Origin of the sequence: Sphingomonas sp. TZW2008, from assembly GCF_002117915.1 — a bacterium.
Classification (GTDB): Bacteria; Pseudomonadota; Alphaproteobacteria; order Sphingomonadales; family Sphingomonadaceae; genus Sphingomonas.
This window is the reverse complement of the sequence record NZ_BDJB01000005.1, coordinates 390,819-412,411: the sequence shown is the minus strand read 5'-3', so window position 1 is coordinate 412,411 and position 21,593 is coordinate 390,819. Positions and strand designations below refer to the sequence as shown.

The following is a 21,593-nucleotide window of genomic DNA, read 5'->3' as shown; positions in this document are numbered from 1 at the left end:
CCTAGATGGAGACCAGGCTGCAGATTTCAAGATCGTTGCGGGAGCGGATCGTTGCCGAGGCGAAGGGTTCGCGCACCGAGATCTGCGGCCTGCTGCTTGGTGACGACGACACGGTGCACGACGCGATCGCCTGCGCGAACGTGCACCCAACCCCGGCGACTCACTTCGAAGTCGATCCGTCGGCGCTGTTCCGCGCGCTGCGTGCGGCGCGGGAAGGCGGACCGGCGGTGATCGGCTATTACCACTCGCATCCAACCGGCAGCACCGTGCCGTCGTGGACCGATGCCGCGGCCGCCGCCGACGACGGCGCCTTCTGGCTCATCGCGGCGGGTAGCGCTCTGGCGGCATGGCGCGCGGTGCGCGACGGGACGGTGCACGGCCGCTTCGATCCGGTGGCGCTTGCCATTGCACGCTAGACTCGGCTGCGTCATGGACCGGACATGACGATCGATCCCGTTGATTTCGCCAGCTTGCTCTGCTCGCGCCTGTGCCACGACCTGCTGTCGCCGATCGGCGCGCTCAACAACGGGCTTGAGCTGCTCGCCGACGAGACCGATCCGGCGATGCGCGAGCGGTGCATGGAGCTGTTGGCGGAAAGCGCGCGAACCTCGGCGGCGAAACTCAAGTTCTTCCGCCTCGCGTTCGGCGCGGCCGGCGGGTTCGGCGAAATGGTCGACACGCGCGAGGCGCAGCAGGCGATCGAGGGGCTGTTCGGCGAGACGAAGCGGCTGACGGTCAACTGGATGGTCGACGAGCAGTTCCTGCCGAAGACGGCGATCAAGGTCCTGCTCAACCTCGCGATGATCGCGGGCGACGCGCTGGTGCGCGGCGGCACGCTCGACATCGGCGGCGAGGCGAACGATGGCGCGATCGAAATAGTGCTGAAGGCAGAAGGGCCGCGTATCACGCTCGACGACGAGTTGCGCGCAACGCTGGTCAACGGCGCGGCGGGCGAGACGGTGACGGCGCGCGCCGCAGCGGCGTTCCTGGTGCATGAGATGGTCGCCGGCGCGGATGGCAAAGTGCTGGTCAGCGCGCCCGGAGAGAACGTGCTACTGTTTGGCGCCGCAATGCGCGCTCGGTAACTCTGCGCGTCCTGCCGTTCGTCGGGTAAACGTGGTATTTACCGCTGACGGTGCAGATGCCGGCGGCCATGGACGATCTGCTGCAGGAATTCATCGCCGAGACGCGCGAGACGCTGGCTGCGATCTCGGGCGAAATCGTCGCGTGGGAGGCCGATCCCGCCGACCGCTCGCGGCTCGATTCGATCTTCCGCTTCGTTCACACGGTGAAAGGCAGCTGCGGCTTCCTCGACCTTCCGCGGCTCGCACGGTTGAGCCACGCGGCGGAGGACGTGCTGCAATCGGTGCGATCGGGCGATCGCGCGCCAGATACGCAGCTCGTCAACGCCGTCCTCGCAATTATCGACCGGATCGGCGAGATCGTCGAAGCGATCGACGCGGGCGTCGCGCTCGACGATTCGTCCGAGGACCTGCTGCTCGCGGCGCTCGCTGGCGAACCCACCGCCCCGATCGAGGCGAAGAGAGCGCCGAGCGCTGCACCGCGCGCGCCCGTGCGCAGCATTCGTCTCTCGGTCGACCTGCTTGACCGCATGATGAGCGGCATGTCGGAAATGGTGCTGGCGCGCAACGACCTCGCGCGGCGCCTGCGCGAGACCGGTGATCCGGCGCTCGAGGCGGCGGTCGATCGCCTGTCGCTGACGGTGGCCGAGTTGCGCGACACGGTGACGCGGACGCGGATGCAGGCGATCGACGCGCTGTTCTCGCCGCTGCCGCGGCTGGTGCGCGACACCGCCGCACAGCTAGGCAAGAAGGTGACGCTCACAGTCAACGGAGGTGACGTCGAGCTCGATCGCGAGATGATCGAGCTGCTGCGCGATCCGCTTGTCCACATGGTGCGCAATGCGATCGATCACGGGATCGAAACGCCCGAGGAGCGGCGTCGCAGCGGCAAGCCCGAGGCGGGCCGCCTGACCATCGCAGCGCGCCAGAGTGGCAACCAGATCATCGTCGAGATCACCGATGACGGTCGCGGCATCGATACCGAGCGGCTGGTGGCGAAGCGGATGGTGCAGGAGCCGGCGCGCGCCGCGGCGCTGAACGCGCTCGGCGAGCGCGAGCGGCTCGAGCTCGTCTTCGAGCCCGGTCTTTCGACGCGCGACGAGGTGACCGCGCTGTCGGGTCGCGGCGTCGGCATGGATGTGGTGCGCACCAACGTCGAGCAGATCGGCGGGTCGATCCGGCTGTCCAACACGGTCGGCCGCGGATTGATCGCGACGATCGCGGTGCCGCTGACGCTTTCAATCCTGTCCGCGATCGTGATCGAGGCTGGGGGCGGCCGATACGCAGTGCCGCGCCAGATGATCGAGGAGATCGTCGCCGTGGGCTCGTCGACGGTACGGATCGATCAGCTTGGCGATGGCTCGCTTGCGACGGTGCGTGATCGGCGTCTGCCGCTCGTCTCATTCAATTCCGTGATTGGTGTCGGGGCAGCGCTCGGCACGCGTCTGATGATCGTCAATTTGCCGAGCGGTAGCTTCGCACTGGCCGTCGACGCGGTGATCGACGCACAGGAGCTGGTTGTGAAGCCGGCGGCGCCGGCGGTGATGGCGGCGGGCATCTATGCCGGACAGATGTTGCTCGAAACCGGCGAGCCACTGCTACTCGTCGATTGCAGCGGTGTGGCGAGTGTCGCCGGCGTGGCGTTCGATGCGGTCGTGACCGCTGACGAGCCGGAAGAAGAGGCCGTCGCGCAGGGCCTGTCGGCGTTGATGTTCGTCGCGCTTGATGGCGAACGCAGGTTGATCGCGCTCGACGCGGTCGATCGGATCGAGCCGGTTCCGGTCTCACGACTGAGTTACGCCGGCGATCGTTGGTGGGCGAGCGATCAATCGGCGACGATTCCGCTGATCGTTGACACGCCACCGCCGGCCGAAGCGCTGTCGATGCTATTGCTGCATCCCCTTCATGAGAGGGCCGCGCCGACGGGATACCTGATCCGTGCCGCGAGCGACATCGTCAACGTGGCGGGCGAGATTGTCCCGATCGACGCGCCCGGCGCGATGATTGGGGTCGCGGTGATCGAAGGAAAGCCGATCGAGATCGTCGATCCGCGCTTGCTCTTACCTACGGCCGTTCGACCATCGACAGACCGTCCGATTTGCCTGATCGAGGGCGAAGCGGCTGATGCGCAATACAGCATTGTGCGGCGGACGATTGAGGCGGCTGGATATCGGGTCGATGCCGCCGCGCCAGCATTAGGCGGGGCAGCCGGCCCGGCTAAGAATGCGGCAGCGGGAGGATCGCGGTGACACAGGCGCTTCATCTGCTTGCGCGTGTCGGCGGCCGTTCCATCGCCATTCCGGCCGACCTGGTCGATTCCGTCGTAGATGTGACCGCGATCGTTCCGGCGCCGCGCGCGCATCCCGCGGTCATGGGCCTAGCGGCGCTGCGAAGCCGCGTCGTAACGGTGGTCGATAGCTGGTATCTGCTCGGTCTGGGGAAGGCACCCGCTGATGCAGAACGGGCAATCCTGACGGTCGTCGATGGCCACCATCACGCGATCCAGGTCGATGCGCTACATGACGTCCTTGCCCTTGACGTTGAACCCATTCCGGCGGGCGTGCCGCTCGGAGCCCGATGGGCTGCTGTGGTGACGGGCGCGGCAGAGCACGACGGTGAACCGCTCCTGATCGTCGATCTCGCGGCGCTGGTACGAACGATGAGTCACGCTGATTAACGCCGTGCTTACCGTTGATCCGGCAAGAGACGGGTCTGTAAGGAAATTGCGGAGTTGGGTGATGAAATCGTGTCTCGTCGTCGACGACTCCAAGGTGATCCGCAAAGTGGCGCGACACATCCTGGAAGGTCTTGATTTCGCCGTCTCCGAAGCGGCTGATGGGCGCGAAGCGCTCGAAGCGTGCGTCGCCAGCCCGCCCGACGTCGTGCTGCTCGACTGGAACATGCCCGTGATGAGCGGCATGGACTTCCTGCGTGCCCTGCGCGAATCGGCGCTGCCCAGCCGGCCCAAGGTCGTCTTCTGCACGACCGAAAACGGCATGGCGCATATTCGCGCCGCGATTGAGGCCGGGGCCGACGAATATGTCATGAAGCCGTTCGATCGCGAGACGCTCGAGAGCAAGCTGCAGATCGTCGGCGTCGCCTGACCGCTGTCGTGGCGATCTCGTCGATCAATCGGGCCGTTCGCGGCCCCGCGCCGCAGCGCCTGCTGATCGTCGACGATTCGACCGTCGCGCGCGCCGTGCTGGCGCGAGCGGTCTCGGCGGATGCTTCGTTCGTGGTTGTCGGCGCCGTGTCGACCGTCGCCCGGGCTCTGGAATTCCTTGCCGCCGAGCGGGTCGACGTGATCCTGCTCGACCTCGAACTGCCCGGTGTGGGCGGGCTTGCTGGTCTGCCCGAGCTGCTTGCCGCAGGGCAGGGGGCGAAGGTGCTGATCGTGTCTTCGCTTGCTGGAGACGGTGCCGCGTCGACCGTCCAGGCGCTCGCGCTGGGTGCGGCCGATACGCTGGAGAAACCAGGGCAGGGGCGCAGCCCCGCTGCCTTCGCACGGGCGCTGATCGACAAGCTCGTTCGCTTGACCGAGACCGACCAGTGCGCGCCCCGACCGCTGCGCGCCCTTCCGTTGCAGCGGCGTGGCTTCGATCTCGTAGCGATCGGCGCCTCCACTGGCGGCATTCATGCGATCGGCAGCCTGTTGCGCGCGCTGCCGCGGACGTTCAACGCGCCGATCGTCGTGACGCAGCATCTGCCGCGCGCCTTCATCCCCTATTTTGCCGATCAGCTCCACGTCATAACCGGCCGGCCGTGCCATGTTGCCACCGATCGCATGGCGCCGATCGACGGCGCGATCATCGTTGCGCCGGGCGATGCGCATATTGTCGCGGTTCCGCTACCGCGGGGTCGCGCCACGATCAGGCTGAGCCGCGAGCCAGTTCCCAACGGCAATCTACCATCGGTGGATCCGATGTTCGCCTCGCTCGCCGATTGTTACGGCGCCCGCCTCCTCGCGGTCATCCTCAGCGGGATGGGACGCGACGGCATTGACGGTGCGATGCGCGTGCGGGCCTGCGGCGGCACGATCGTCGCGCAGGACGCCGCGACCTCCGTCGTTTGGGGCATGCCCGGCGCAGTGGTCCGCGCCGGGCTCGCCGACGCCGTACTGCCCCCTGACGCGATCGCCCGCCTCATCGCGCCGCCGGAAAGCGTCGCATGACCGCACGGCGCGACAATGCGGGCGAGGCGAGCCCAGGCACCGTCAACGTGCTTGCGGCCTTGCTCGAGGCGCGTACCGGCCAGCAGATCGCAGCCAATCGCACTTGGCGCATTGATACGGCGCTGCGCCCAATCGCGCTCGAACGCGGGCTTCCCAACGTCGACGCGCTGGTGACGCGGCTGCTCGACGGCAGCGACGCCGCGCTCGCCGATCGCGTGATCGACGCGATGCTCAACCAGGAAACCTCCTTCTTCCGCGATGCCGGCGTGATCGAAGCCGCCGCCAACGCGATCGCCGCTCTCGACGCACCGGCGCCGCGCATCTGGTGCGCGGGTTGCTCGACCGGGCAGGAGCCGCTGTCGTTGGCGATGGAGTTCGTCGAACGCGGCGGCGTCGTTCCCGAGATCGTCGCAACCGACGTATCGAAGGCCGCTATCGCGCGCGCGCGAGTGGGGCGCTTCACGCAATTCGAGGTGCAGCGCGGCTTGCCGATCAGGCGCCTGATCCGCTGGTTCGAGCAGCGCGACAACGATTGGATCGTCCGCCCAGACCTGCTCCAGCGCATCGCGTGGCGACGCCAGAACCTGGTGGCCGACCTGCCGCCGCCCGGCCGATTCGATGCCATTTTCTGCCGCAACGTGCTGTTCTACCTTGCGCCGGGACTGCGCGCGCAGGTGCTCGACGCGATCGCCCAAGCGCTGCGGCCGAACGGCGTGCTGATCCTCGGCGCGGGCGAAACGGTGATCGGCCAGTCGGACGCGTTCGTGCCCAGTCGGCGCTTCCGCGGCCTCTACGAAATCGCCCCTGCTGACCCAAACGTGGTTTACAAGGCTGGCTGAGCGCCGCACCGGGGCAGCGATGACGTCCGCCCCGCCCACGCATTTCGGCCCGCGCGACCTGTTGGTCGTCGTCGCCATGAACCTGTTGTGGGGCTTCAACATTGTTGCGGTGAAGATGGCGGTGGGCGAGATCGCGCCGCTAACAGCGGGATTTTTGCGCCAGGCGATCGTGCTGCTCGTCTGCGCAGGGTCGCTGCGCATCGTGCCAGGTCGGATGCGTGCGTTGCTCGGGCTCGGCTTCCTTTCGGGCGGGCTGTTTTACGTCGCCATCAACCTGTCGCTGGTTGTCGCCGACAATGTCGGCGCGCTGGCGATCGCCGGGCAGCTCGGCGTGCCTTTCTCCATGCTGCTCGCGATCATTGTCTTCAAGGAGCGGATCCATGGTCCGCGTATCATTGGCATCGTGCTGTCGTTCGCCGGCGTCGGCCTGTTGGTCTTCGATCCCGCCGCGGCGCGCGAGGGGCCGGGCATTGCGCTGACCGCGATCGGCAGCTTCATCTGGGCGATCTGCTCGCTGATCCAGCGCCAGCTGCGCGGCGTGCCGATCCTGACGATCTACGCCTGGGTCGGGCTGATCGGCGCGCTGGTACTCGGCGGGCTGGCGGCATGGGCCGAGCCGGCCGCGATGCACGCGATCCCGCAGCTCCGCCTCGCGACACTGGGTTGGGTCGCCTTCTCGGCGATCGGATCGACCGTGCTCGGGCAAGGGGCAATGGTGTGGCTGCTGCAGCGCCACCCAGTCTCCACCGTCACGCCGTTGACGCTTGCCGCGCCTGTCGTGTCGGTCTTCGCGGCGAGTTACTGGTTCGGCACGCCGCTCGGGATGGTCATGCTGGCCGGGGGCGGGGTGGCGATGCTAGGGGTGGCGATCGTGACCATCCGCACCGCCCGCGCCAAGGAACATCAATGACGCCGATCGAGGCGCCGTCGCCCAATTTCGACGATCGCGCGCTGCCGATCACGATGATCGTGCTGCATTATACCGGGATGGTCGATGCCGAATCGGCGATCGCTCGCCTGCGCGATCCGGAGGCAAAGGTATCGTCACACTACGTCGTGGCCGAGGACGGCACCGTGCTGCGGCTGGTGCCCGACGACAAGCGCGCGTGGCACGCGGGCCGATCGCACTGGCGCGACGTCACCGACGTCAATTCCGCGTCGATCGGGATTGAGATCGTCAATCCCGGGCATGAATTCGGCTACCGCCCCTTCCCCGACGAACAGATCGACGCGGTGATCCGCCTCGTCCACGATCTGAAGGACCGCTACGAGATCACCCGCGGCAACATCGTCGGCCATTCCGACATTGCGCCGGCGCGCAAGCGCGATCCCGGCGAGCTGTTTCCGTGGGGCAAGCTCGCACGGCTGCGGCTCGCGCTGCCGCGTCCGACGAAGAACCTGATGGACCCGATGTGGTCGGAGGCGGGCTTCCTGCTCGCACTCGAGCGGTTCGGCTACGATGTGACGGACAAGATGGCGGCGATCGTCGCGTTCCAGCGTCGCTTCCGGCCCGAACTGATCGACGGCGAGATTGATGCGGAATGCCGCATGATCCTACTCGCGCTGCTGCTGCCCAAGCCGCAGGGCGACGATTGACCGCAGCGAACCGGGCGCTACAGCGACGCCGACACCAGAGGGCCGGGCGACCGCGTCGTGCCGCAACGCACGCCGAGGAAAGTCCGGGCTCCGCGGAACGACGGTGGCGGGTAACACCCGCCGGGGGTGACCCTAGGGAAAGTGCCACAGAGAGTAGACCGCCCAATCTTCGGATGAAGGCTTCGGCCGGGCAAGGGTGAAAGGGTGCGGCAAGAGCGCACCGCGCTTCCGGTAACGGCGGCGGCATGGCAAACCCCACCGGGAGCAAGACCGAATAGGGGCGACATGGGGCTTCATGCTCCGGGGCGTGTTCCCGCCCGTTGCCCGGGTTGGTTGCTTGAGCGCGTCGGCAACGGCGCGCCTAGAGGAATGGTCGCCCAACCCCGCAAAGGGTGGACAGAACCCGGCTTACAGGCCCTCTGGTGTCATCGTCCGGCCGCGCGCCGCTTTAACCTTAGCATCGCAATCGCTAGATACAGCGCGATGACGCGTTCTTCCCGTTCGAACGACTGGGGTTTCCCTCGCTGGCGGCCTTATGGCGCGGAGCGTGAGGCGACGACGGTGCGTCTGTGCGACCGGCATGGCTGCGAGGAACCGGGCAATTGCCCGGCGCCCAAATCGCCCAACAGCCCGGAACGCTGGTATTTCTGCCAGCAGCACGCCGGTGAGTACAATCGCGGCTACAATTACTTCGAGGGGCTGAACGCCGAGGAGGCGGCCGCGCGCGAGCAGAACGAGCGACGCGATGCGTCGGGCTTCGAACAGGCGCGGCATTATGGCTGGGGCGGGGCGGGCGACGGCACGCGATCGCGTGACGAGATGCGCGCGTTGGAGGTACTCGATCTCGAAAGCGATGCGAGCTTCGAGGATATCCGCACGGCGTGGCGGCGCCTCGCCAAGTCGAACCACCCCGATGTGCGACCGGGCGACGCCGAGGCCGCAACGCGGTTCCAGGCGATCCAGGCTGCCTATGACGTCCTGCGAACCGCCGAAGAGCGACGGAGCTGGAAGCCGGCGTGAAGCACGCGCGATCGCACTGGCGCGCTGCGCTGCTGGTATGCGGCAAATGTTCGAAGAAGATGGGCGGCGGGTTCGGCGACAGGGGCCGCGACCGGCTTGCGGCCGTGCTGCGCGCCGAGCCGGGCTTCGGCAAGGGCCGCAAGGCGGATATCGGTGTGCTCGAGACGAAGTGTCTCGGGCTATGTCCGAAGCACGGCGTGGCGGTGATTGATACGCGGCGGCCGGGGCAGTGGCTGATCGTTCAGGACGGGGACGATGCCGCCCGGCTGGTCGACACGCTGAGCGCCGACCTGCCGCGATAATCGGCTCGGATCAGGCGGCGAGCCCGATCCGCGCTTTGGCGGCATTGTACTGGCGCTCCATCCGGTCGATCCGGTCGGCGACCGTCTCGACCTTCTCGACCGCGCCGATACCCTGGCCCGAGCCCCAGATGTCGCGCCACGCTTTGGCCTTCGGCGCATTGTCGCCCTGGCCGAAGTTCATCGTTTTATAGTCGCCCTCGGGTAGATTGTCGGGATCGAGCCCGGCGCGCTTGATCGAGCCGCGCAGATAATTCCCGTGCACGCCGGTGAAGAGGTTCGAATAGACGATGTCCGACGCGCGACCCTCGACGATGCCCTGCTTATAGCCTTCGTCGGCATTTGCTTCCTCGGTCGCGATAAAGGGCGATCCGATATAGGCGAAGTCGGCACCCATCGCCTGCGCCGCGAGCACCGCATCGCCCGTCGCGATCGAGCCCGACAGCGCGACGGGGCCGTCGAACCACTGGCGGATCTCGCTGACGATCGCGAACGGCGAAAGCCGCCCCGCATGCCCGCCGGCGCCGCTCGCCACCGGGATCAGCCCGTCGGCGCCCTTCTCGATCGCCTTGCGCGCGAACCGATCGTCGATCACGTCGTGAAAGGTGATGCCGCCCCAGCCGTGCACCGCCTGATTAAGTTCCTCGCGTGCGCCGAGCGAGGTAATCGTGATCGGCACCTGCCATTTCTCGCAAGTCGCGAGATCCGCGTCGAGACGATCGTTCGATTTGTGGACGATCTGGTTGACCGCGAACGGTGCGGCGGGGCGATCGGGATTGGCGCGGTTATGCGCGGCCAGTTCCTCGGTGATGCGATGCAACCACTCGTCGAGCAGCCCCTGCGGCCGCGCATTGAGCGCCGGGAAGGATCCGACGATTCCCGCCTTGCACTGTGCGATCACCAGATCGGGACCGGAAATGATGAACAGCGGCGAGCCGATGATCGGCAGACGCAGGCGGGAGAGGATCGCGGGAACGGACATAATCAAGGTTATGTCGCCTGCGATCCGACCTGTCCAGCGGGTTCGGCGATGATTTGAACGATCGTTAAAGCCGCGTCAGTCGACCCGCTTCAGCCCGCTCGCAGCGGCGCGGGAATTCTCGACATAATGCGCGGCAGAGACCTTGAGGCTTGCGATCGCGCGCTCGTCGAGCTGCTTCACGGCACGCGCCGGGCTGCCGACGATCAGGCTCCCGGGCGGGAAGGTCTTGCCCTCCGTCACCAGCGCATTGGCGCCAACGATACAATCGTCGGCGATGACCGCGCGATTGAGCACGGTCGCGCCCATGCCGATCAGCACGCGATCGCCGATCGTGCAGCCGTGCAGGATCGCGTGGTGGCCGACCGTGCAATCCTCGCCCACGGTCAGCGGCGATCCGGGATCCGAATGGAGCATCGCGCCTTCCTGGATGTTGCTGCGCGCACCGATCGGGATCGTCGTATTGTCGCCACGGATCACCGCCCCGAACCACACGCTGGTGTCCTCCGCGAGGCGGACGTCACCGACGATGTCGGCGCTCGGCGCGACCCAGGCGGTATCGTGACAGGTCGGTCGCTGACCGCGGAGTTCGTACAAGGGCATCGTCATCTCCTGTGCCATCTTCGGACAGCGGCAGATTGGGGCAGAAATCCACTGGGCGAAATCGTAAACAAGTCGTTAACGCGAAATCATGAAGCACTCGATGATTCCCGCCAAAGGCGCCGCCCGCCACCCGCTTCGCCGCACCTTGCCGCCACCGCCGGCCCCCGCCGTCGCGCGCAACGACGATCAGGACCTGAAGCTGTTCGTTCTGAGCTTCACCGCCTTCTTCGTCTGCTTCTATACGCTCATCATGTGACGCTCAGTCGCAGGCGCGGTGCAGGCGTTGCGCAATCCATGCCGAAACGACGCACATGCCAGCGACGAGCAACAGCAACTGGCTCGCCGTCGCGCCCATCGCGGTGACGCCAGCGACCGCGGCCGATCCAATCGTCATCGCGCCCGCGTTGACCACGTTGTTCGCCGCCACGGTGCGCGCGGTCTGATCCTTCGCGACGGTGGTGGTGAGGAACGCGTAGAGCGGCACCACGAACATGCCGCCGAAGATCGCCACGAAGAGCAGCGCGAGCAGCACCAGCGGCGCGCCCGGGTGCGCGACGAACGCCGGAATGTCGTACAGCGTGCCCGAAGGCGCCGCTTCCCAGCCGTTGACGACGAACCAGAAGGCAATCACCGCACCACCCATCGCGATCACCGAGGCGGGCGAGAAGCGCGCCGAGATGTGGCCGCGCAGCATCAGGTTGATGACGACCGAGCCGATCGCGACGCCGACCGAGAAGATCGCGAGCACAAGACTGGCGACGCTGGCGTCGGCGGTGAGGACGTTCTTCACCAGCGGCGGGAAGATCACCACCAGCACCGATCCGATCGTCCAGAAGAAACTGATCGCGCAGATCGCGAGGAACAGCCGCGGGATGTGCATCGTCGCGGCGATGAGGTTCCACGAGGCGCGAAACGGATTAAGATCGAGCGTCAGCGGCGGGCCGAGGCGCGGGGCGGGGGGCACCATGCGCGCGGTGATGTACCCCAGCAGCGCGACGAGGAAGGTCACGGCGGCGACGGTGGCGATCGAATGGTAGATGAACCCTGCCAGGATCGTGCCGAGCAGGATCGACAGATAGGTGCCCGCTTCTACCAGTCCGGTGCCGCCCAGCACGTCGTCCTCGCCGAGGTGCTGCGGCAGGATGGCGTATTTGATCGGGCCGAAGAAGGTCGAGTGGATACCGAGACCAACGACCGCGCCGAGCATCATCACCACCGGTAGCGTCACTTGGCCGGTCCGCGCGAGCAGCAGCCCGCCGCAGCCAAGCGCCATGATGCCGAACTCGGCGATCTTCACCATCCGGATTATTCTCGCCTTGTCGGTGCTGTCGGCGAGCTGCCCGGACAGCGCAGAGAGTAGGAAGAAAGGAAGGATGAAAAGCGCGGCGGCGAGCGCGTTGAAGAAGCTCTCCTGCGCCTCGTCGGCAAAGATCTGATAGGTCGCGAACAGGACCATCGAGGTCTTGAACAGATTGTCGTTGAAGGCGCCCAGAAACTGGGTGACGAAAAGCGGCAGGAAATGTCGTCGTTTAAGAAGCCCAAGGGCATTGATCATGACGGAAATGTGCCCGGTTGTGGCTGTATCGGGGCGGCATAGCGTGCCGCCGCCGGCACTGCCAACCCCGCGCGGCCGGGGTTGCGCGTATCGCCGGGGTGGCTAAGTCACGGATCGTGCTCACGCTGCCCAACCTGCTCACCTTGTCGCGCATCGTCGCGGTGCCGGCCTTGGTGGCGTTATTGTGGTGGCCGACGTGGGAGGCTGGATTCGCGCTCGCCTTCGCGCTCTACTGCCTGATGGGCATCACCGACTATTTCGACGGCTATCTGGCACGTGCGCAGGGCGCGGTGTCGCGGCTCGGCGTGTTTCTCGATCCGATCGCCGACAAGATCATGGTGGCGGCGGTGATCCTGATGCTGGTGGGGACGCGGCACGACGACGTCGCGGCGATCACGGGCATCCACATCATCCCAGCGCTCGTCATTCTGCTGCGCGAGATCGCGGTATCGGGGTTGCGCGAATTTCTAGCCGGGCTGCAGGTGTCGCTGCCGGTGTCGCAGCTTGCCAAGTGGAAGACGACGCTGCAGCTCGTCGCTTTCGGCGCCCTGATCCTGGCGGGCGCGCTGCCGGCACTCGAATGGATCAAGCTCGCGGGGCTCGTATCGCTGTGGAGCGCCGCCGCGCTGACGATGGTGACCGGGTGGGATTACCTGCGCGTCGGCCTGAAGCACATGGATTGATGATGCGGATGGTCTATTTCGCCTGGGTACGCGAGCGGATCGGCACGGGCGAGGAGGACGTATCGCCGCCCGCCAACGTTACGACGATAGCTCAGCTGATCGACTGGCTGGCCGATCGCAGCGCAGGCCATGCCGCGGCGTTCGCCGACCGGGCGCGACTGCGCGCGGCGCGCGATCAGGCGTTCGTCGCGCTGGACACGCCGATCGCCGGTGCGCGCGAGATCGCTATCTTTCCACCGGTGACGGGCGGATGATCCGCATTCGCGTGGATCCGGCGCCGATCGATGTCGCTGCCGAGATGGCGCTGGCCGAGCAAGGCGGCGCCGTCGCGACCTTTACCGGCTTGGTGCGCACCGACGACGGCGTCCGCGTGCTGACGCTGGAACACTATCCGGGCGCGACCGAGGCGGCGCTGGAGACGCTGGCGCAGGCGGCTATGACGCGCTGGTCGCTTGCCGCGGTGACCCTCATCCACCGCGTCGGTCCGATGGTGCCCGGCGACCGCATCGTCTTCGTCGCGGCCGCTGCGGCGCATCGCGGCGCGGCGCTCGAGGCGTGCGCCTATCTCATCGATCGGCTGAAGACCGATGCGCCGTTCTGGAAGCGCGAGACTGTGGGCACCGCCGACCGCTGGGTCGAGCCGCGCGCGACGGACGCGGACGCCGCCGCGCGCTGGGCCGGCTGATCAGCCGAGCCGCGGCACCAGTACGCCGTTCACGACGTGTACGATGCCGTTGGTCTGCTGCACATCGGGCGTCTCGACGAAGCTCTTGTTGCCGTTGACGTCGGTGAGCACCACCGCCTCGCCGTCGCGCGTGACGGTGAGCGGGTCGCCCTCGACCGTCGTCAGTCGTGCCGCGCCGCCGCTCGCCGCGACACGCGCGCGAAGCTGATCAAGCGTGATCGCGCCGGGAACGACATGATAGGCAACCAGCCGGTTCAACGTCGCGCGATTGGCGGGCGCCATCAGTTGCTCGACCACGTTTGCCGCCAGGCGGTCGAACGCCTGATCGGTCGGCGCGAAGACGGTAATCGGCCCAGTGGCGGCAAGTGCCGCACGCGTCTCCGTCGGTGCGATCGCGCGCGTTAGCGTACGCAGATTGGGGGCCGCGGCACAATTGTCGGCGATGGTACGCGTGCCGAGCATCGCCGCGCCGCCAACCCGCGGATTGGTGACGGTCGCGGCCGCCGCGGCGAGTGAAGCCGCAGCATTTAGCGGAGCAGGCGCCGTGACCGGCGGGATGAAGGCGGGCGCGGCAGGGGTTGCCAGCCTGGACGGCGCCGCCGCGCAGCCTGCCAGAACGAGGGCGAGGCCGAACGTGGCGCTACGGGTAATGGTGTTCATGACGCATCCAACAATCGTGTGACGGTAGTACGTCCGGTGAAGCGGTGTAGTTGCTCACCCCGTCGCTGATCCGGTGCCGGTTATCCCTGCCGGGGAGCTCGCAGCGAAGTGAAAGCGATAGCGAGGCCGCTGCTTGCCCTTCCCAACTCTTTCGCCAATGACTTCGTCTAGGACGACGCCGAGCGCGTTCGTGTCCGGCGCGCCGAGCGTCAGGTCGCCTTCGATGCGCGCGCCGCGCCGTTCGATGCGCGTGCGGACGATCAGCCGGCCAGCCCAAACGCAAACGACTCGAGGTGGGCAGCGGCTATCCTCAATCACGCGAAGCGGGGTTACCCGGAGTTCGCCGACATGGCGCGTTTGCCCCAATGCCGGCCACGCAGAGCTTGCTCGCGCGAAGGCAGAGGCCGGTGCAGCTAACGCAAGAGCCGACAAATGGACTGCGATAAGAAGGCGCGCGTGCATCAAGGCAGTTATGCCGGCCAAGGCTGACGGCGCGATGAACCCGCCGGCCTCCCGAAGTGGCGACTTCCGTACGGCGCGCAGGGGGGCTACCGGCAGGGGATGACAGACGATCCTCTCGGCCCGCTCGATCCTGATTTCGCCGCTTCGTTCCGGCGCGATGATCGCCGCCCGCCGTGCCAGCTCTATCTCGTCTCACCGCTCGACGTGACCGGCACCTTCGCAGACCGGCTCGCTCGCGCGCTCGACGCGGGGCCGGTCGCGGCGTTCCAGTTTCGCGTTAAGGACGTCAACCAACACGATGCCGCGCGGTTGGCCGAGCCGCTGATGCGCATCTGCGCCGATCGCGACGTCGCCTTCATCGTCAACGATAGCGCCAGCCTCGCGAAGCGGATCGGCGCGGATGGCGTGCATCTGGGGCAGGACGACGGTGACCCGCGCGAGGCGCGGGCGCTGCTTGGGCCAAACGTGCAGATCGGCGTGACGTGCCACGACAGCCGCCACCTTGCGATGGAAGCGGGCGACGCTGGCGCCGATTACGTCGCCTTTGGCAGCTTCTATCCCACGGTGACCAAGACGGTTAAGCACCGGCCCGAGCCCGTGATCCTTTCGTGGTGGTCGGCGCTGTTCGAGCTCCCGTGTGTCGCGATCGGCGGCATCACGCCCGACAATGCCGCGCCGCTTGTGGCGGCGGGCGCGGACTTCATCGCCGTATCGAACGCCGTATGGGGGGGCGACGAAGCGGCCGCGATCCGTTCCTTCGGGGCGGTGCTCGGCTGAAAGCGCCCGTCATTCGCTACGCCATCGAAACCACTTGCGGCGCAAGCCGTTGGAGACGCAGCGTATCAGTGAAGGATCGAGCATGAGGAAATTCGTCATCGCGTTGGCGGCGAGCGGCTTGGTGGCCGGCGTTGCGACCGCGCAGGAGCAGCGCAATGCGGCAGCGCCTACACCGCAGGCGACGCCGGCGCCGCCGATCGATCGCTCGATCCTTCATGTTCAGGTGATCCTCGACAAGCTTGGCTTTGGACCGGGTGTACTTGACGGGCGTGGGGGCATGTCGCTCGTCAATGCACTCAAGGGCTTCCAGCAGTCTCGCGGGCTGCCGGTAACGGGGAAGGCGGATCAGGCGACGCTACGCGCGCTTTATCCGTATCGCTCGGTCCGGCCGACGGTGACGCTGACGATCGATCAGCGCGCGCTGGCGGGGCCGTTCGTCCAGACGATTCCGAAGGATTATGCCGAGCAGGCCAAGCTCGACGGCATGTTCTATTCGGCGCCGGTCGAGAAATTGGCCGAGATGTTCCACACAACGCCGGCGGTACTCGCCGCGCTCAACCCGGGCACCAGGCTGGCCGCGGGGCAGAAGATGGTGTTCCCCAATGCGCTGCCGACGTCGCGCGCCTATCCCGACGACGCCACGCCGCAGTGGCGCCAGACGCTGGCGCAGCTTAACGTCGATGCCGCCGCGCCCAAGGCCGCGAAGATCGTCGTCGACAAGTCCGACAAGCTGCTGCGGGCCTATGATGCGCAAGGCCGGTTGATCGGGCAGTATAGCGCGACGATCGGGTCGGCGAGCGACCCGCTGCCGATCGGCAACTGGAAAGTGCTGCACGTCTCGCCCAATCCCGACTGGAAGATGAACCCCAAGATCTTGAAGCGCGTCAGCGACAGCAAGCAGGCGCAGATCATCCCGCCAGGGCCTAACAACCCGGTCGGCGTGGTGTGGATCGATCTCAGCCGCGAGCATTACGGCATTCATGGTACGCCCGATCCGGAGAAGATCGGCCGCACCGAGAGCAATGGATGCGTGCGGCTGACGAATTGGGATGCGGCGCGCGTCGCGCTGATGGTCAAATCCGGAACGCCGGTGATCTTCCAGGCGTGATGCCGTGACCAGGCTCGGTGCGACGATCCTCGGGCTGATCGTGCTGGTCCTCGCCGGCTTCGCCTCGATGGTGTCGTTCGGCGGCGGTACCGCGTCGCGTGAGGCCGATCAGGCGCGCGTCGCACCGGCATCGCCGCCGGCCTTGCCGACCCAGGGTGCCCCGCTCGCCGTGCCGGTGGCCGGCGTCGGAGCCAAGGGGCTGGTCGATACTTGGGGGCAGAGCAGGGCAGGGGGGCTGCGCTCGCATCAGGCGATCGACATCCCGGCGCCAGGCGGCACGCCGGTCGTCGCCGCCGCGCCGGGAACGGTCGAAAAGTTGTTCGGCAGCGTCACCGGCGGGACGACACTCTACGTCCGATCGCCCGATCGCGCGTGGAGCTATTACTATGCGCATCTCGCTGGCTATGCGCCGGGCGTGCGCGAGGGGCTGCGCGTCAAGCGGGGCACGCTGCTCGGCTTCGTCGGCGATACCGGCAACGCCGGGGCGGGGAATACGCACCTCCATTTCGGTGTCAGCCGGATGCGCACGGGCGACCGCTGGTATCAGGGCGAGCCGCGCAATCCCTACCCCCTGCTTGCCGGATTGGCGCCGCGCCGCTAGAGGCGCGGATCGCTCTTTCCAGCAGGTATAGATCCATGAAGATCAGCGGCGTGGACATCCGTCCCGGCAACATTATCGAGTACGAAGGCGGCATCTGGCGCGCGGTGAAGATCCAGCACACGCAGCCCGGCAAGGGCGGCGCGTACATGCAGGTCGAGCTCAAGAACCTGCGCGACGGTCGCAAGAACAACGTCCGCTTCCGCTCGGCCGAAACTGTGGAGCGCGTGCGGCTCGACACCAAGGACTTCCAGTTCCTGTTCGCCGACGGCGACGGGCTCGTCTTCATGGACAAGGAAACCTACGATCAGGTGACGCTGCCGCGCGATCTGCTCGGCGATGCCGCCGCCTTCCTGCAGGACGGGATGGACGTCGTGATGGAACTCTACGAGGAGGAAGCCATCAGCGTGCAGCTGCCCGACACGATCGAGGCGACGATCGTCGAAGCCGACGCGGTGGTGAAGGGGCAGACCGCCTCGTCGAGCTACAAGCCGGCGGTGCTCGACAATGGCGTGCGCGTAATGGTGCCGCCGCACATCGCCAGCGGCACGCGTATCGTCGTCGACGTGTACGAGCAGACCTACGTCCGTCGCGCGGACTGATTTCGACTTGTTATGGAAGCGGCTGCCGATTGACGCCGCTTCCCGCCCCGCCTTTTGACCGGGCGGGCAGAAGGTAAGCACCATGCCAGCCCATTCCGGCCTCTTCTCCGTCATCGAACGCGCCGCGCGCAAGGCCGCGCCGCGGCTGCGCCGCGACTTCAACGAAGTCCAGCAGTTGCAGGTCAGCCGAAAGGGGCCGGCGGACTTCGTGTCGATGGCGGACAAGCGCGCTGAGCAGACGCTGTACGAGGAATTGTCGAAGGCGCGGCCCGACTGGGGCTTCCTGATGGAGGAGCGCGGCGAGATCGCTGGCGATCCGTCCAAGCCGCGCTTCATCGTCGATCCGCTCGATGGTACGTCGAACTTCCTCCACGGCATTCCCCACTTCGCGATGTCGATCGCGGTCGAGGAACCGATGCCGAGCGGCAAGCGCGAGATCACGACGGCGCTCGTCTATCAGCCGCTGACCGACGAGAGCTTCTGGGCCGAGAAGGGCCGCGGCGCATGGTTGCAGGACCAGCGCCTGCGCGTCTCGTCGCGGCGCGAACTGACCGAATCGTTGGTCGCGACGGGAATCCCGTTCATGGGTCACGGTGATTTCGCGCAGTGGACGCGGATCTTCGGCGCGATCGCGCCGCAGGTGGCAGGCATCCGCCGGCTCGGATCGGCCGCGCTCGACCTCGCCTGGGTCGCCGCCGGCCGTTTCGACGGCTATTGGGAATCGGACCTTAAGCTGTGGGACGTCGCGGCGGGGATGCTGCTCGTCAAGGAAGCCGGCGGCTTCGTCACCGACTTCCGCGGCGGCGATCGGGCGATCGAGCGCAACGAATTCCTCGCCGCGAACGATGGGCTGCACTCGAAGCTACACAAGCTGCTGGCCGGCGGGCTGCGCTGACGCCCGCGCCAGCGCTGCCGCCTAGAAGGTATAGACCAGCGATGCGCGGCTGGTGGTGTCGGTCGAGACACGGCCGATCGGCGGCATGCTCTCATATTGCACGGTATAGCTGACCTGCGCCGACAGCGGCCCGATCAGCCGCGCGGCGATCGCGGTCGTACCGCTGATCGTCGAGTTGAAGCGCTGAAGATAGGCCGACGTATCCTGCGTCAGCGTCAGGCCTGGAGACAGCTTCCAGTCGAAATCGATGCTGCCGCGCGCGGCGATGCTGCTCTCGACATTGCTGTCGGTGAATTCAGTGTGGCGGAACGCCGGGCCAAGCTCGAGATTGAGCGTCATCGACGGCTGCTGGATCGCAGTTAGCCCGGCACCGGCCGAAGCCGAGTAGCGATCGGTATAGCCGAAGAAGCGATCGCTCTCATATTGCGCGGCGCCGTAGACATATTGGCGCGCGTCGATCTTCCAGTTGGGTTCGTACGCCGCGAGATAATGTTCGCGCGTCGTGATGCCGAACGCGCGCTGGAAATCGGCTTGGGCGCGCAGCTTGTGCCGCCACTCGAGGCCCTCGCGCGTCAGATCGAGAATGCCGGTGACGCCCGCGCTGTCGGTGTTGCCGGTGGTGACGAAGCCGCCGACTTCAGCGCGGCCGGTCCACAGATCGAACAGGCCGGCGCGTTCGATCCGCGTCTGGCGCTCGCGGGCGCGGCGCGCGCGCCAATCATCGGCGATCCGCGCGACGGCGTCGCCGCTCGCGGGATCGGCAGTCCGCGCATATTTGACAATCGTTGCGACCTCGCCCTCATTCCCTGAGGCGAGCGCGGCGTCGAGCATGGCACGGATCGCGGCGGGTACTTCGACCGGTTCCGCGCTGGCGACCATCGCCTCGTCGGACGGCAGAAAGGGGGCGGCGAGGAGCAGGACTAGGCGCACGCCCGCAAGCTACGCCAGCGCTGCGTTGCGATGAAGCTGGCGGGGGCGGATCGTGGCCTAGGCGAGGTGAGACGAGAAGGCGGCGAGCACTTGAGCATATAGGTCGCGCTTGAACGGGACGATGATCGTCGTGAGATCCTCGGGCGCGGCCCAGCGCCACGCGCGAAACTCGGGATGCGCGGTGGCAATGTCTATATCGGCATCGCGCCCGGTAAAGCGGAACAGGAACCAGCGCTGAACCTGGCCGCGATACTTGCCCTTCCACACCTTGCCGATCAGCTCGGACGGCAGATCATAGTGGAACTCGCCGGGTGCCTCGGCGACCAGCTCGACAAGCTCGGGCGCGATCCCTGTCTCCTCGCCCAATTCGCGGATTGCGGTGGCGAGCGGATCCTCGTCTGGATCAATCCCGCCCTGCGGCATCTGCCAAGCCTCAAGGGTCGAATCGAGACGCTGGCCGACGAACACCTGCTCTTCGCGGTTGAGCAACATGATGCCGACGCACGGGCGATAAGGAAGGTCGGTCGGCTCGATCATCTTATCGCTCCTGATAGCGGCACGTGCTGGCTCAATACCTGATAGGCCATCACGGCAGTCGCCACCGCGGCGTTCAGGCTGTCCGCCTTGCCGCGCATCGGCAGCTTGACGAGCAGGTCGCACGCATCCTCCGCCTCGCGCGGCAGGCCCTGCGCCTCGTTCCCTGTGAGCAGGAAGGTGGGCGCCTGATAGGTCGCTGCGCGATAATCGGTATCGGTGCGCAGGCTGAGCCCGACGAGCTGACCCGGCCCGCCGCGCAGCCACGGCAGGAAAGCATCCCACGTCGTGCGCGCGAGCGGCATGGTGAACAATGCGCCCATGCTTGCGCGCACCGCCTCGGTTGAGAAGGGGTCTACGCTGTCGCCGATCAGGATCAGCCCGCCCGCACCCACCGCGTCACCGGTACGCAGGATAGTGCCGAGGTTGCCGGGATCGCGCAGCCGTTCGGCGACGAGCCAAATGGGACTATCGGTGCGATCGATCCGATCGAGCGACGTGTCGAGTGTGGCGAAGGCGCCGACCACCGACTGCGGATTGTCCTTGCCCGACAGTTTGGAGAGGATCGCCTCGGTCGTCTCGATCGCCTCACCCCCGGCCGCCTCCACGGCGTCGATCAGCGCGATCACCAGCGGATGCCGCGCACTCGCGGCGGCGTAGAACATCAGTTCCGGCACACGCCCCGTCTCGCGCGCCTCGGTCAAAATGCGGAGCCCCTCGGCGAGGAACAGTCCCTCTTCGCGGCGGTGCCGCTTGTCGCGCAGTCCCTGGACGCGCTTCACCAACGGATTGGAATAGGCAGTGATCGACCGCGGCATTGGCTGCGATCAATCCTCGCCGAACTTCGCCTCGACGAGATCGCACATCGTCGCCACCACCGCCTCGGCGCCATCGCCCTCGGCACTGATCGTAATCGTATCACCCTTCGCCGCGCCGAGCATCATCAGGCCCATGATCGACGTGCCGGTAACGGTCGATCCGCCCTTCGCGACATGAACCGGGATCGGCTGCTGCGTCGCGAGCGTCACAAATTTCGCACTGGCGCGCGCATGGAGCCCGCGCCGGTTGGCGATAAGCACCTCGCGTACGACGCTCACGCCGCCGCCTCGCCGACGCCGAGCACCTCGGACGCGACCGAGATGTATTTGCGTCCCGCTTCGCGCGCGGCGGCGACCGCGGCCGCGACACCCAGCTTGCGCCGAGCCGATTCGAGCCGGATCAGCATCGGCAGGTTGATGCCAGCGATCACCTCGATCCGGCCGCGCTCCATCAGTGAGATCGCGAGGTTGGACGGCGTGCCCCCGAACAGATCGGTGAGAACGATCACGCCGCGCCCGGCATCGACGTCCGCGATCGCCGTGCGGATGTCGGCACGCCGCGCTTCCATGTCGTCATCGGGGCCGATCGCGACTGTGCGAACCTGAGTTTGCGGCCCAACGACATGCTCCATCGCCGTCACGAACTCGTCGGCCAGCCGGCCGTGCGTGACGAGCACCAGCCCGATCATCTGCGTCG

General features: G+C 66.9%; 29 protein-coding genes and 1 other RNA gene. 21 read left to right on the top strand and 9 right to left on the bottom strand.

Annotation, left to right across the window (positions count from 1 at the left end; genetic code table 11):
* Nucleotides 1-5: 5 nt before the first annotated feature.
* From B7L05_RS07945 to B7L05_RS07890, 12 genes are all read left to right on the top strand, one after another.
* Complete coding sequence (locus tag B7L05_RS07945) at nt 6-416, top strand: Mov34/MPN/PAD-1 family protein (RefSeq protein WP_085809727.1); 411 nt, start codon at nt 6-8, stop codon at nt 414-416.
* A 24-nt stretch (nt 417-440) separates the two neighbouring features.
* The gene (locus tag B7L05_RS07940; RefSeq protein WP_085809726.1) at nt 441-1,085 is read left to right on the top strand and encodes a histidine phosphotransferase family protein; all 645 of its coding nucleotides are present in this window, start codon (nt 441-443) and stop codon (nt 1,083-1,085) included.
* A gap of 68 nt (nt 1,086-1,153) precedes the next feature.
* Entirely contained in the window at nt 1,154-3,331 is a 2,178-nt protein-coding gene (locus B7L05_RS07935) for a chemotaxis protein CheA (RefSeq protein ID WP_085809846.1), read from the top strand.
* Nucleotides 3,328-3,759, top strand: coding sequence for a chemotaxis protein CheW (locus B7L05_RS07930; protein WP_085809725.1), 432 nt, complete (start codon nt 3,328-3,330; stop codon nt 3,757-3,759). The genes B7L05_RS07935 and B7L05_RS07930 overlap by 4 nt, the downstream gene beginning before the upstream one ends.
* Nucleotides 3,760-3,820: 61 nt before the next feature.
* Entirely contained in the window at nt 3,821-4,186 is a 366-nt protein-coding gene (locus tag B7L05_RS07925) for a response regulator (protein WP_085809724.1), read from the top strand.
* An 8-nt stretch (nt 4,187-4,194) separates the two neighbouring features.
* Complete coding sequence (locus B7L05_RS07920; protein WP_256926657.1) at nt 4,195-5,253, top strand: chemotaxis protein CheB; 1,059 nt, start codon at nt 4,195-4,197, stop codon at nt 5,251-5,253.
* Entirely contained in the window at nt 5,250-6,092 is an 843-nt protein-coding gene (locus B7L05_RS07915) for a protein-glutamate O-methyltransferase CheR (RefSeq protein ID WP_085809723.1), read from the top strand. Before B7L05_RS07920 ends, B7L05_RS07915 begins: the two co-directional genes overlap by 4 nt.
* 19 nt (nt 6,093-6,111) lie before the next feature.
* On the top strand, nt 6,112-7,002 hold the full coding sequence (locus tag B7L05_RS07910) for a DMT family transporter (RefSeq protein WP_085809722.1): 891 nt from the start codon (nt 6,112-6,114) through the stop codon (nt 7,000-7,002).
* Nucleotides 6,999-7,688, top strand: a complete 690-nt coding sequence (locus B7L05_RS07905; RefSeq protein WP_085809721.1) for an N-acetylmuramoyl-L-alanine amidase — start codon at nt 6,999-7,001, stop codon at nt 7,686-7,688. The genes B7L05_RS07910 and B7L05_RS07905 overlap by 4 nt, the downstream gene beginning before the upstream one ends.
* Nucleotides 7,689-7,722: 34 nt before the next feature.
* Nucleotides 7,723-8,115: RNase P RNA component class A (gene rnpB, locus B7L05_RS07900), an RNA gene on the top strand.
* Between the two features lie 56 nt (nt 8,116-8,171).
* Entirely contained in the window at nt 8,172-8,708 is a 537-nt protein-coding gene (locus B7L05_RS07895) for a J domain-containing protein (RefSeq protein ID WP_085809720.1), read from the top strand.
* Nucleotides 8,705-9,010 (top strand): hypothetical protein, encoded by a 306-nt coding sequence (locus B7L05_RS07890; RefSeq protein ID WP_085809719.1) that lies wholly within the window; start codon nt 8,705-8,707, stop codon nt 9,008-9,010. Before B7L05_RS07895 ends, B7L05_RS07890 begins: the two co-directional genes overlap by 4 nt.
* A gap of 10 nt (nt 9,011-9,020) precedes the next feature.
* Here the strand turns inward: B7L05_RS07890 and B7L05_RS07885 are convergent, their stop codons facing one another.
* Nucleotides 9,021-9,989, bottom strand: a complete 969-nt coding sequence (locus B7L05_RS07885) for a nitronate monooxygenase family protein (RefSeq protein WP_085809718.1) — start codon at nt 9,987-9,989, stop codon at nt 9,021-9,023.
* Nucleotides 9,990-10,064: 75 nt separating this feature from the next.
* Entirely contained in the window at nt 10,065-10,589 is a 525-nt protein-coding gene (locus B7L05_RS07880) for a gamma carbonic anhydrase family protein (RefSeq protein WP_085809844.1), read from the bottom strand.
* Between the two features lie 88 nt (nt 10,590-10,677).
* Here B7L05_RS07880 and B7L05_RS17410 point away from each other — a divergent pair, with 88 nt between their 5' ends.
* Nucleotides 10,678-10,845: a hypothetical protein gene (locus B7L05_RS17410; protein WP_179187152.1), complete on the top strand. Its 168-nt coding sequence runs from the start codon at nt 10,678-10,680 to the stop codon at nt 10,843-10,845.
* 3 nt (nt 10,846-10,848) lie between these two features.
* Here the strand turns inward: B7L05_RS17410 and B7L05_RS07875 are convergent, their stop codons facing one another.
* Nucleotides 10,849-12,144 (bottom strand): MFS transporter, encoded by a 1,296-nt coding sequence (locus tag B7L05_RS07875; protein WP_085809717.1) that lies wholly within the window; start codon nt 12,142-12,144, stop codon nt 10,849-10,851.
* Nucleotides 12,145-12,260: 116 nt separating this feature from the next.
* Here B7L05_RS07875 and pgsA point away from each other — a divergent pair, with 116 nt between their 5' ends.
* The 3 genes from pgsA to B7L05_RS07860 are packed head-to-tail and all read left to right on the top strand — an operon-like array spanning nt 12,261 to nt 13,512.
* Nucleotides 12,261-12,827 carry a CDP-diacylglycerol--glycerol-3-phosphate 3-phosphatidyltransferase gene (pgsA, locus tag B7L05_RS07870; protein ID WP_085809716.1) on the top strand — a complete coding sequence of 189 codons (567 nt, stop codon included), beginning with the start codon at nt 12,261-12,263 and terminating at the stop codon, nt 12,825-12,827.
* Nucleotides 12,828-12,829: 2 nt separating this feature from the next.
* Nucleotides 12,830-13,081: a molybdopterin converting factor subunit 1 gene (gene moaD / locus B7L05_RS07865; protein WP_375601252.1), complete on the top strand. Its 252-nt coding sequence runs from the start codon at nt 12,830-12,832 to the stop codon at nt 13,079-13,081.
* Entirely contained in the window at nt 13,078-13,512 is a 435-nt protein-coding gene (locus B7L05_RS07860; RefSeq protein WP_085809714.1) for a molybdenum cofactor biosynthesis protein MoaE, read from the top strand. The genes moaD and B7L05_RS07860 overlap by 4 nt, the downstream gene beginning before the upstream one ends.
* Here B7L05_RS07860 and B7L05_RS07855 read toward each other — a convergent pair whose 3' ends face one another.
* On the bottom strand, nt 13,513-14,172 hold the full coding sequence (locus B7L05_RS07855; protein ID WP_085809713.1) for a fasciclin domain-containing protein: 660 nt from the start codon (nt 14,170-14,172) through the stop codon (nt 13,513-13,515).
* A 561-nt stretch (nt 14,173-14,733) separates the two neighbouring features.
* Between B7L05_RS07855 and thiE the strand changes: the two genes are divergently transcribed.
* The 5 genes from thiE to B7L05_RS07830 all read left to right on the top strand — a co-directional run bounded on the left by thiE (nt 14,734) and on the right by B7L05_RS07830 (nt 18,614).
* On the top strand, nt 14,734-15,411 hold the full coding sequence (gene thiE / locus B7L05_RS07850; RefSeq protein WP_085809712.1) for a thiamine phosphate synthase: 678 nt from the start codon (nt 14,734-14,736) through the stop codon (nt 15,409-15,411).
* 82 nt (nt 15,412-15,493) lie between these two features.
* Entirely contained in the window at nt 15,494-16,519 is a 1,026-nt protein-coding gene (locus tag B7L05_RS07845) for a L,D-transpeptidase family protein (RefSeq protein ID WP_085809711.1), read from the top strand.
* 4 nt (nt 16,520-16,523) lie between these two features.
* A complete protein-coding gene (locus tag B7L05_RS07840) occupies nt 16,524-17,120 on the top strand; it encodes a M23 family metallopeptidase (protein WP_085809710.1) in 597 nt (198 codons plus the stop codon).
* A gap of 35 nt (nt 17,121-17,155) precedes the next feature.
* Nucleotides 17,156-17,719, top strand: a complete 564-nt coding sequence (gene efp, locus B7L05_RS07835; RefSeq protein ID WP_085809709.1) for an elongation factor P — start codon at nt 17,156-17,158, stop codon at nt 17,717-17,719.
* 82 nt (nt 17,720-17,801) lie between these two features.
* Nucleotides 17,802-18,614, top strand: coding sequence for an inositol monophosphatase family protein (locus tag B7L05_RS07830; protein WP_085809708.1), 813 nt, complete (start codon nt 17,802-17,804; stop codon nt 18,612-18,614).
* Nucleotides 18,615-18,635: 21 nt separating this feature from the next.
* Here the strand turns inward: B7L05_RS07830 and B7L05_RS07825 are convergent, their stop codons facing one another.
* From B7L05_RS07825 to B7L05_RS07805, 5 genes are read right to left on the bottom strand one after another with little or no spacing between them, the layout of a single operon-like run.
* Nucleotides 18,636-19,544, bottom strand: coding sequence for a YdiY family protein (locus B7L05_RS07825; protein WP_256926656.1), 909 nt, complete (start codon nt 19,542-19,544; stop codon nt 18,636-18,638).
* A 57-nt stretch (nt 19,545-19,601) separates the two neighbouring features.
* Nucleotides 19,602-20,081, bottom strand: coding sequence for an RNA pyrophosphohydrolase (locus B7L05_RS07820; protein ID WP_085809707.1), 480 nt, complete (start codon nt 20,079-20,081; stop codon nt 19,602-19,604).
* A complete protein-coding gene (locus tag B7L05_RS07815; protein ID WP_085809706.1) occupies nt 20,078-20,896 on the bottom strand; it encodes an RNA methyltransferase in 819 nt (272 codons plus the stop codon). Before B7L05_RS07815 ends, B7L05_RS07820 begins: the two co-directional genes overlap by 4 nt.
* A 9-nt stretch (nt 20,897-20,905) precedes the next feature.
* Nucleotides 20,906-21,175 carry an HPr family phosphocarrier protein gene (locus tag B7L05_RS07810; protein WP_085809705.1) on the bottom strand — a complete coding sequence of 90 codons (270 nt, stop codon included), beginning with the start codon at nt 21,173-21,175 and terminating at the stop codon, nt 20,906-20,908.
* Nucleotides 21,172-21,585 carry a PTS sugar transporter subunit IIA gene (locus B7L05_RS07805; RefSeq protein WP_085809842.1) on the bottom strand — a complete coding sequence of 138 codons (414 nt, stop codon included), beginning with the start codon at nt 21,583-21,585 and terminating at the stop codon, nt 21,172-21,174. The genes B7L05_RS07810 and B7L05_RS07805 overlap by 4 nt, the downstream gene beginning before the upstream one ends.
* Nucleotides 21,586-21,593 lie beyond the last annotated feature (8 nt).

Coding starts and splice junctions, on each gene's coding strand:
- B7L05_RS07940 (WP_085809726.1), top strand. CDS start 441: ATGACGATCGATCCCGTTGATTTCGCCAGCTTGCTCTGCTCGCGCCTG.
- B7L05_RS07905 (WP_085809721.1), top strand. CDS start 6,999: ATGACGCCGATCGAGGCGCCGTCGCCCAATTTCGACGATCGCGCGCTG.
- B7L05_RS07915 (WP_085809723.1), top strand. CDS start 5,250: ATGACCGCACGGCGCGACAATGCGGGCGAGGCGAGCCCAGGCACCGTC.
- B7L05_RS07860 (WP_085809714.1), top strand. CDS start 13,078: ATGATCCGCATTCGCGTGGATCCGGCGCCGATCGATGTCGCTGCCGAG.
- thiE (WP_085809712.1), top strand. CDS start 14,734: ATGACAGACGATCCTCTCGGCCCGCTCGATCCTGATTTCGCCGCTTCG.
- B7L05_RS07855 (WP_085809713.1), bottom strand. CDS start 14,172: ATGAACACCATTACCCGTAGCGCCACGTTCGGCCTCGCCCTCGTTCTG.
- B7L05_RS07895 (WP_085809720.1), top strand. CDS start 8,172: ATGACGCGTTCTTCCCGTTCGAACGACTGGGGTTTCCCTCGCTGGCGG.
- B7L05_RS07830 (WP_085809708.1), top strand. CDS start 17,802: ATGCCAGCCCATTCCGGCCTCTTCTCCGTCATCGAACGCGCCGCGCGC.
- B7L05_RS07935 (WP_085809846.1), top strand. CDS start 1,154: ATGGACGATCTGCTGCAGGAATTCATCGCCGAGACGCGCGAGACGCTG.
- B7L05_RS07805 (WP_085809842.1), bottom strand. CDS start 21,585: ATGATCGGGCTGGTGCTCGTCACGCACGGCCGGCTGGCCGACGAGTTC.
- B7L05_RS07910 (WP_085809722.1), top strand. CDS start 6,112: ATGACGTCCGCCCCGCCCACGCATTTCGGCCCGCGCGACCTGTTGGTC.
- B7L05_RS07820 (WP_085809707.1), bottom strand. CDS start 20,081: ATGATCGAGCCGACCGACCTTCCTTATCGCCCGTGCGTCGGCATCATG.
- B7L05_RS07885 (WP_085809718.1), bottom strand. CDS start 9,989: ATGTCCGTTCCCGCGATCCTCTCCCGCCTGCGTCTGCCGATCATCGGC.
- B7L05_RS17410 (WP_179187152.1), top strand. CDS start 10,678: ATGAAGCACTCGATGATTCCCGCCAAAGGCGCCGCCCGCCACCCGCTT.
- B7L05_RS07925 (WP_085809724.1), top strand. CDS start 3,821: ATGAAATCGTGTCTCGTCGTCGACGACTCCAAGGTGATCCGCAAAGTG.
- moaD (WP_375601252.1), top strand. CDS start 12,830: ATGCGGATGGTCTATTTCGCCTGGGTACGCGAGCGGATCGGCACGGGC.
- B7L05_RS07815 (WP_085809706.1), bottom strand. CDS start 20,896: ATGCCGCGGTCGATCACTGCCTATTCCAATCCGTTGGTGAAGCGCGTC.
- B7L05_RS07845 (WP_085809711.1), top strand. CDS start 15,494: ATGAGGAAATTCGTCATCGCGTTGGCGGCGAGCGGCTTGGTGGCCGGC.
- B7L05_RS07875 (WP_085809717.1), bottom strand. CDS start 12,144: ATGATCAATGCCCTTGGGCTTCTTAAACGACGACATTTCCTGCCGCTT.
- B7L05_RS07945 (WP_085809727.1), top strand. CDS start 6: ATGGAGACCAGGCTGCAGATTTCAAGATCGTTGCGGGAGCGGATCGTT.
- B7L05_RS07880 (WP_085809844.1), bottom strand. CDS start 10,589: ATGCCCTTGTACGAACTCCGCGGTCAGCGACCGACCTGTCACGATACC.
- efp (WP_085809709.1), top strand. CDS start 17,156: ATGAAGATCAGCGGCGTGGACATCCGTCCCGGCAACATTATCGAGTAC.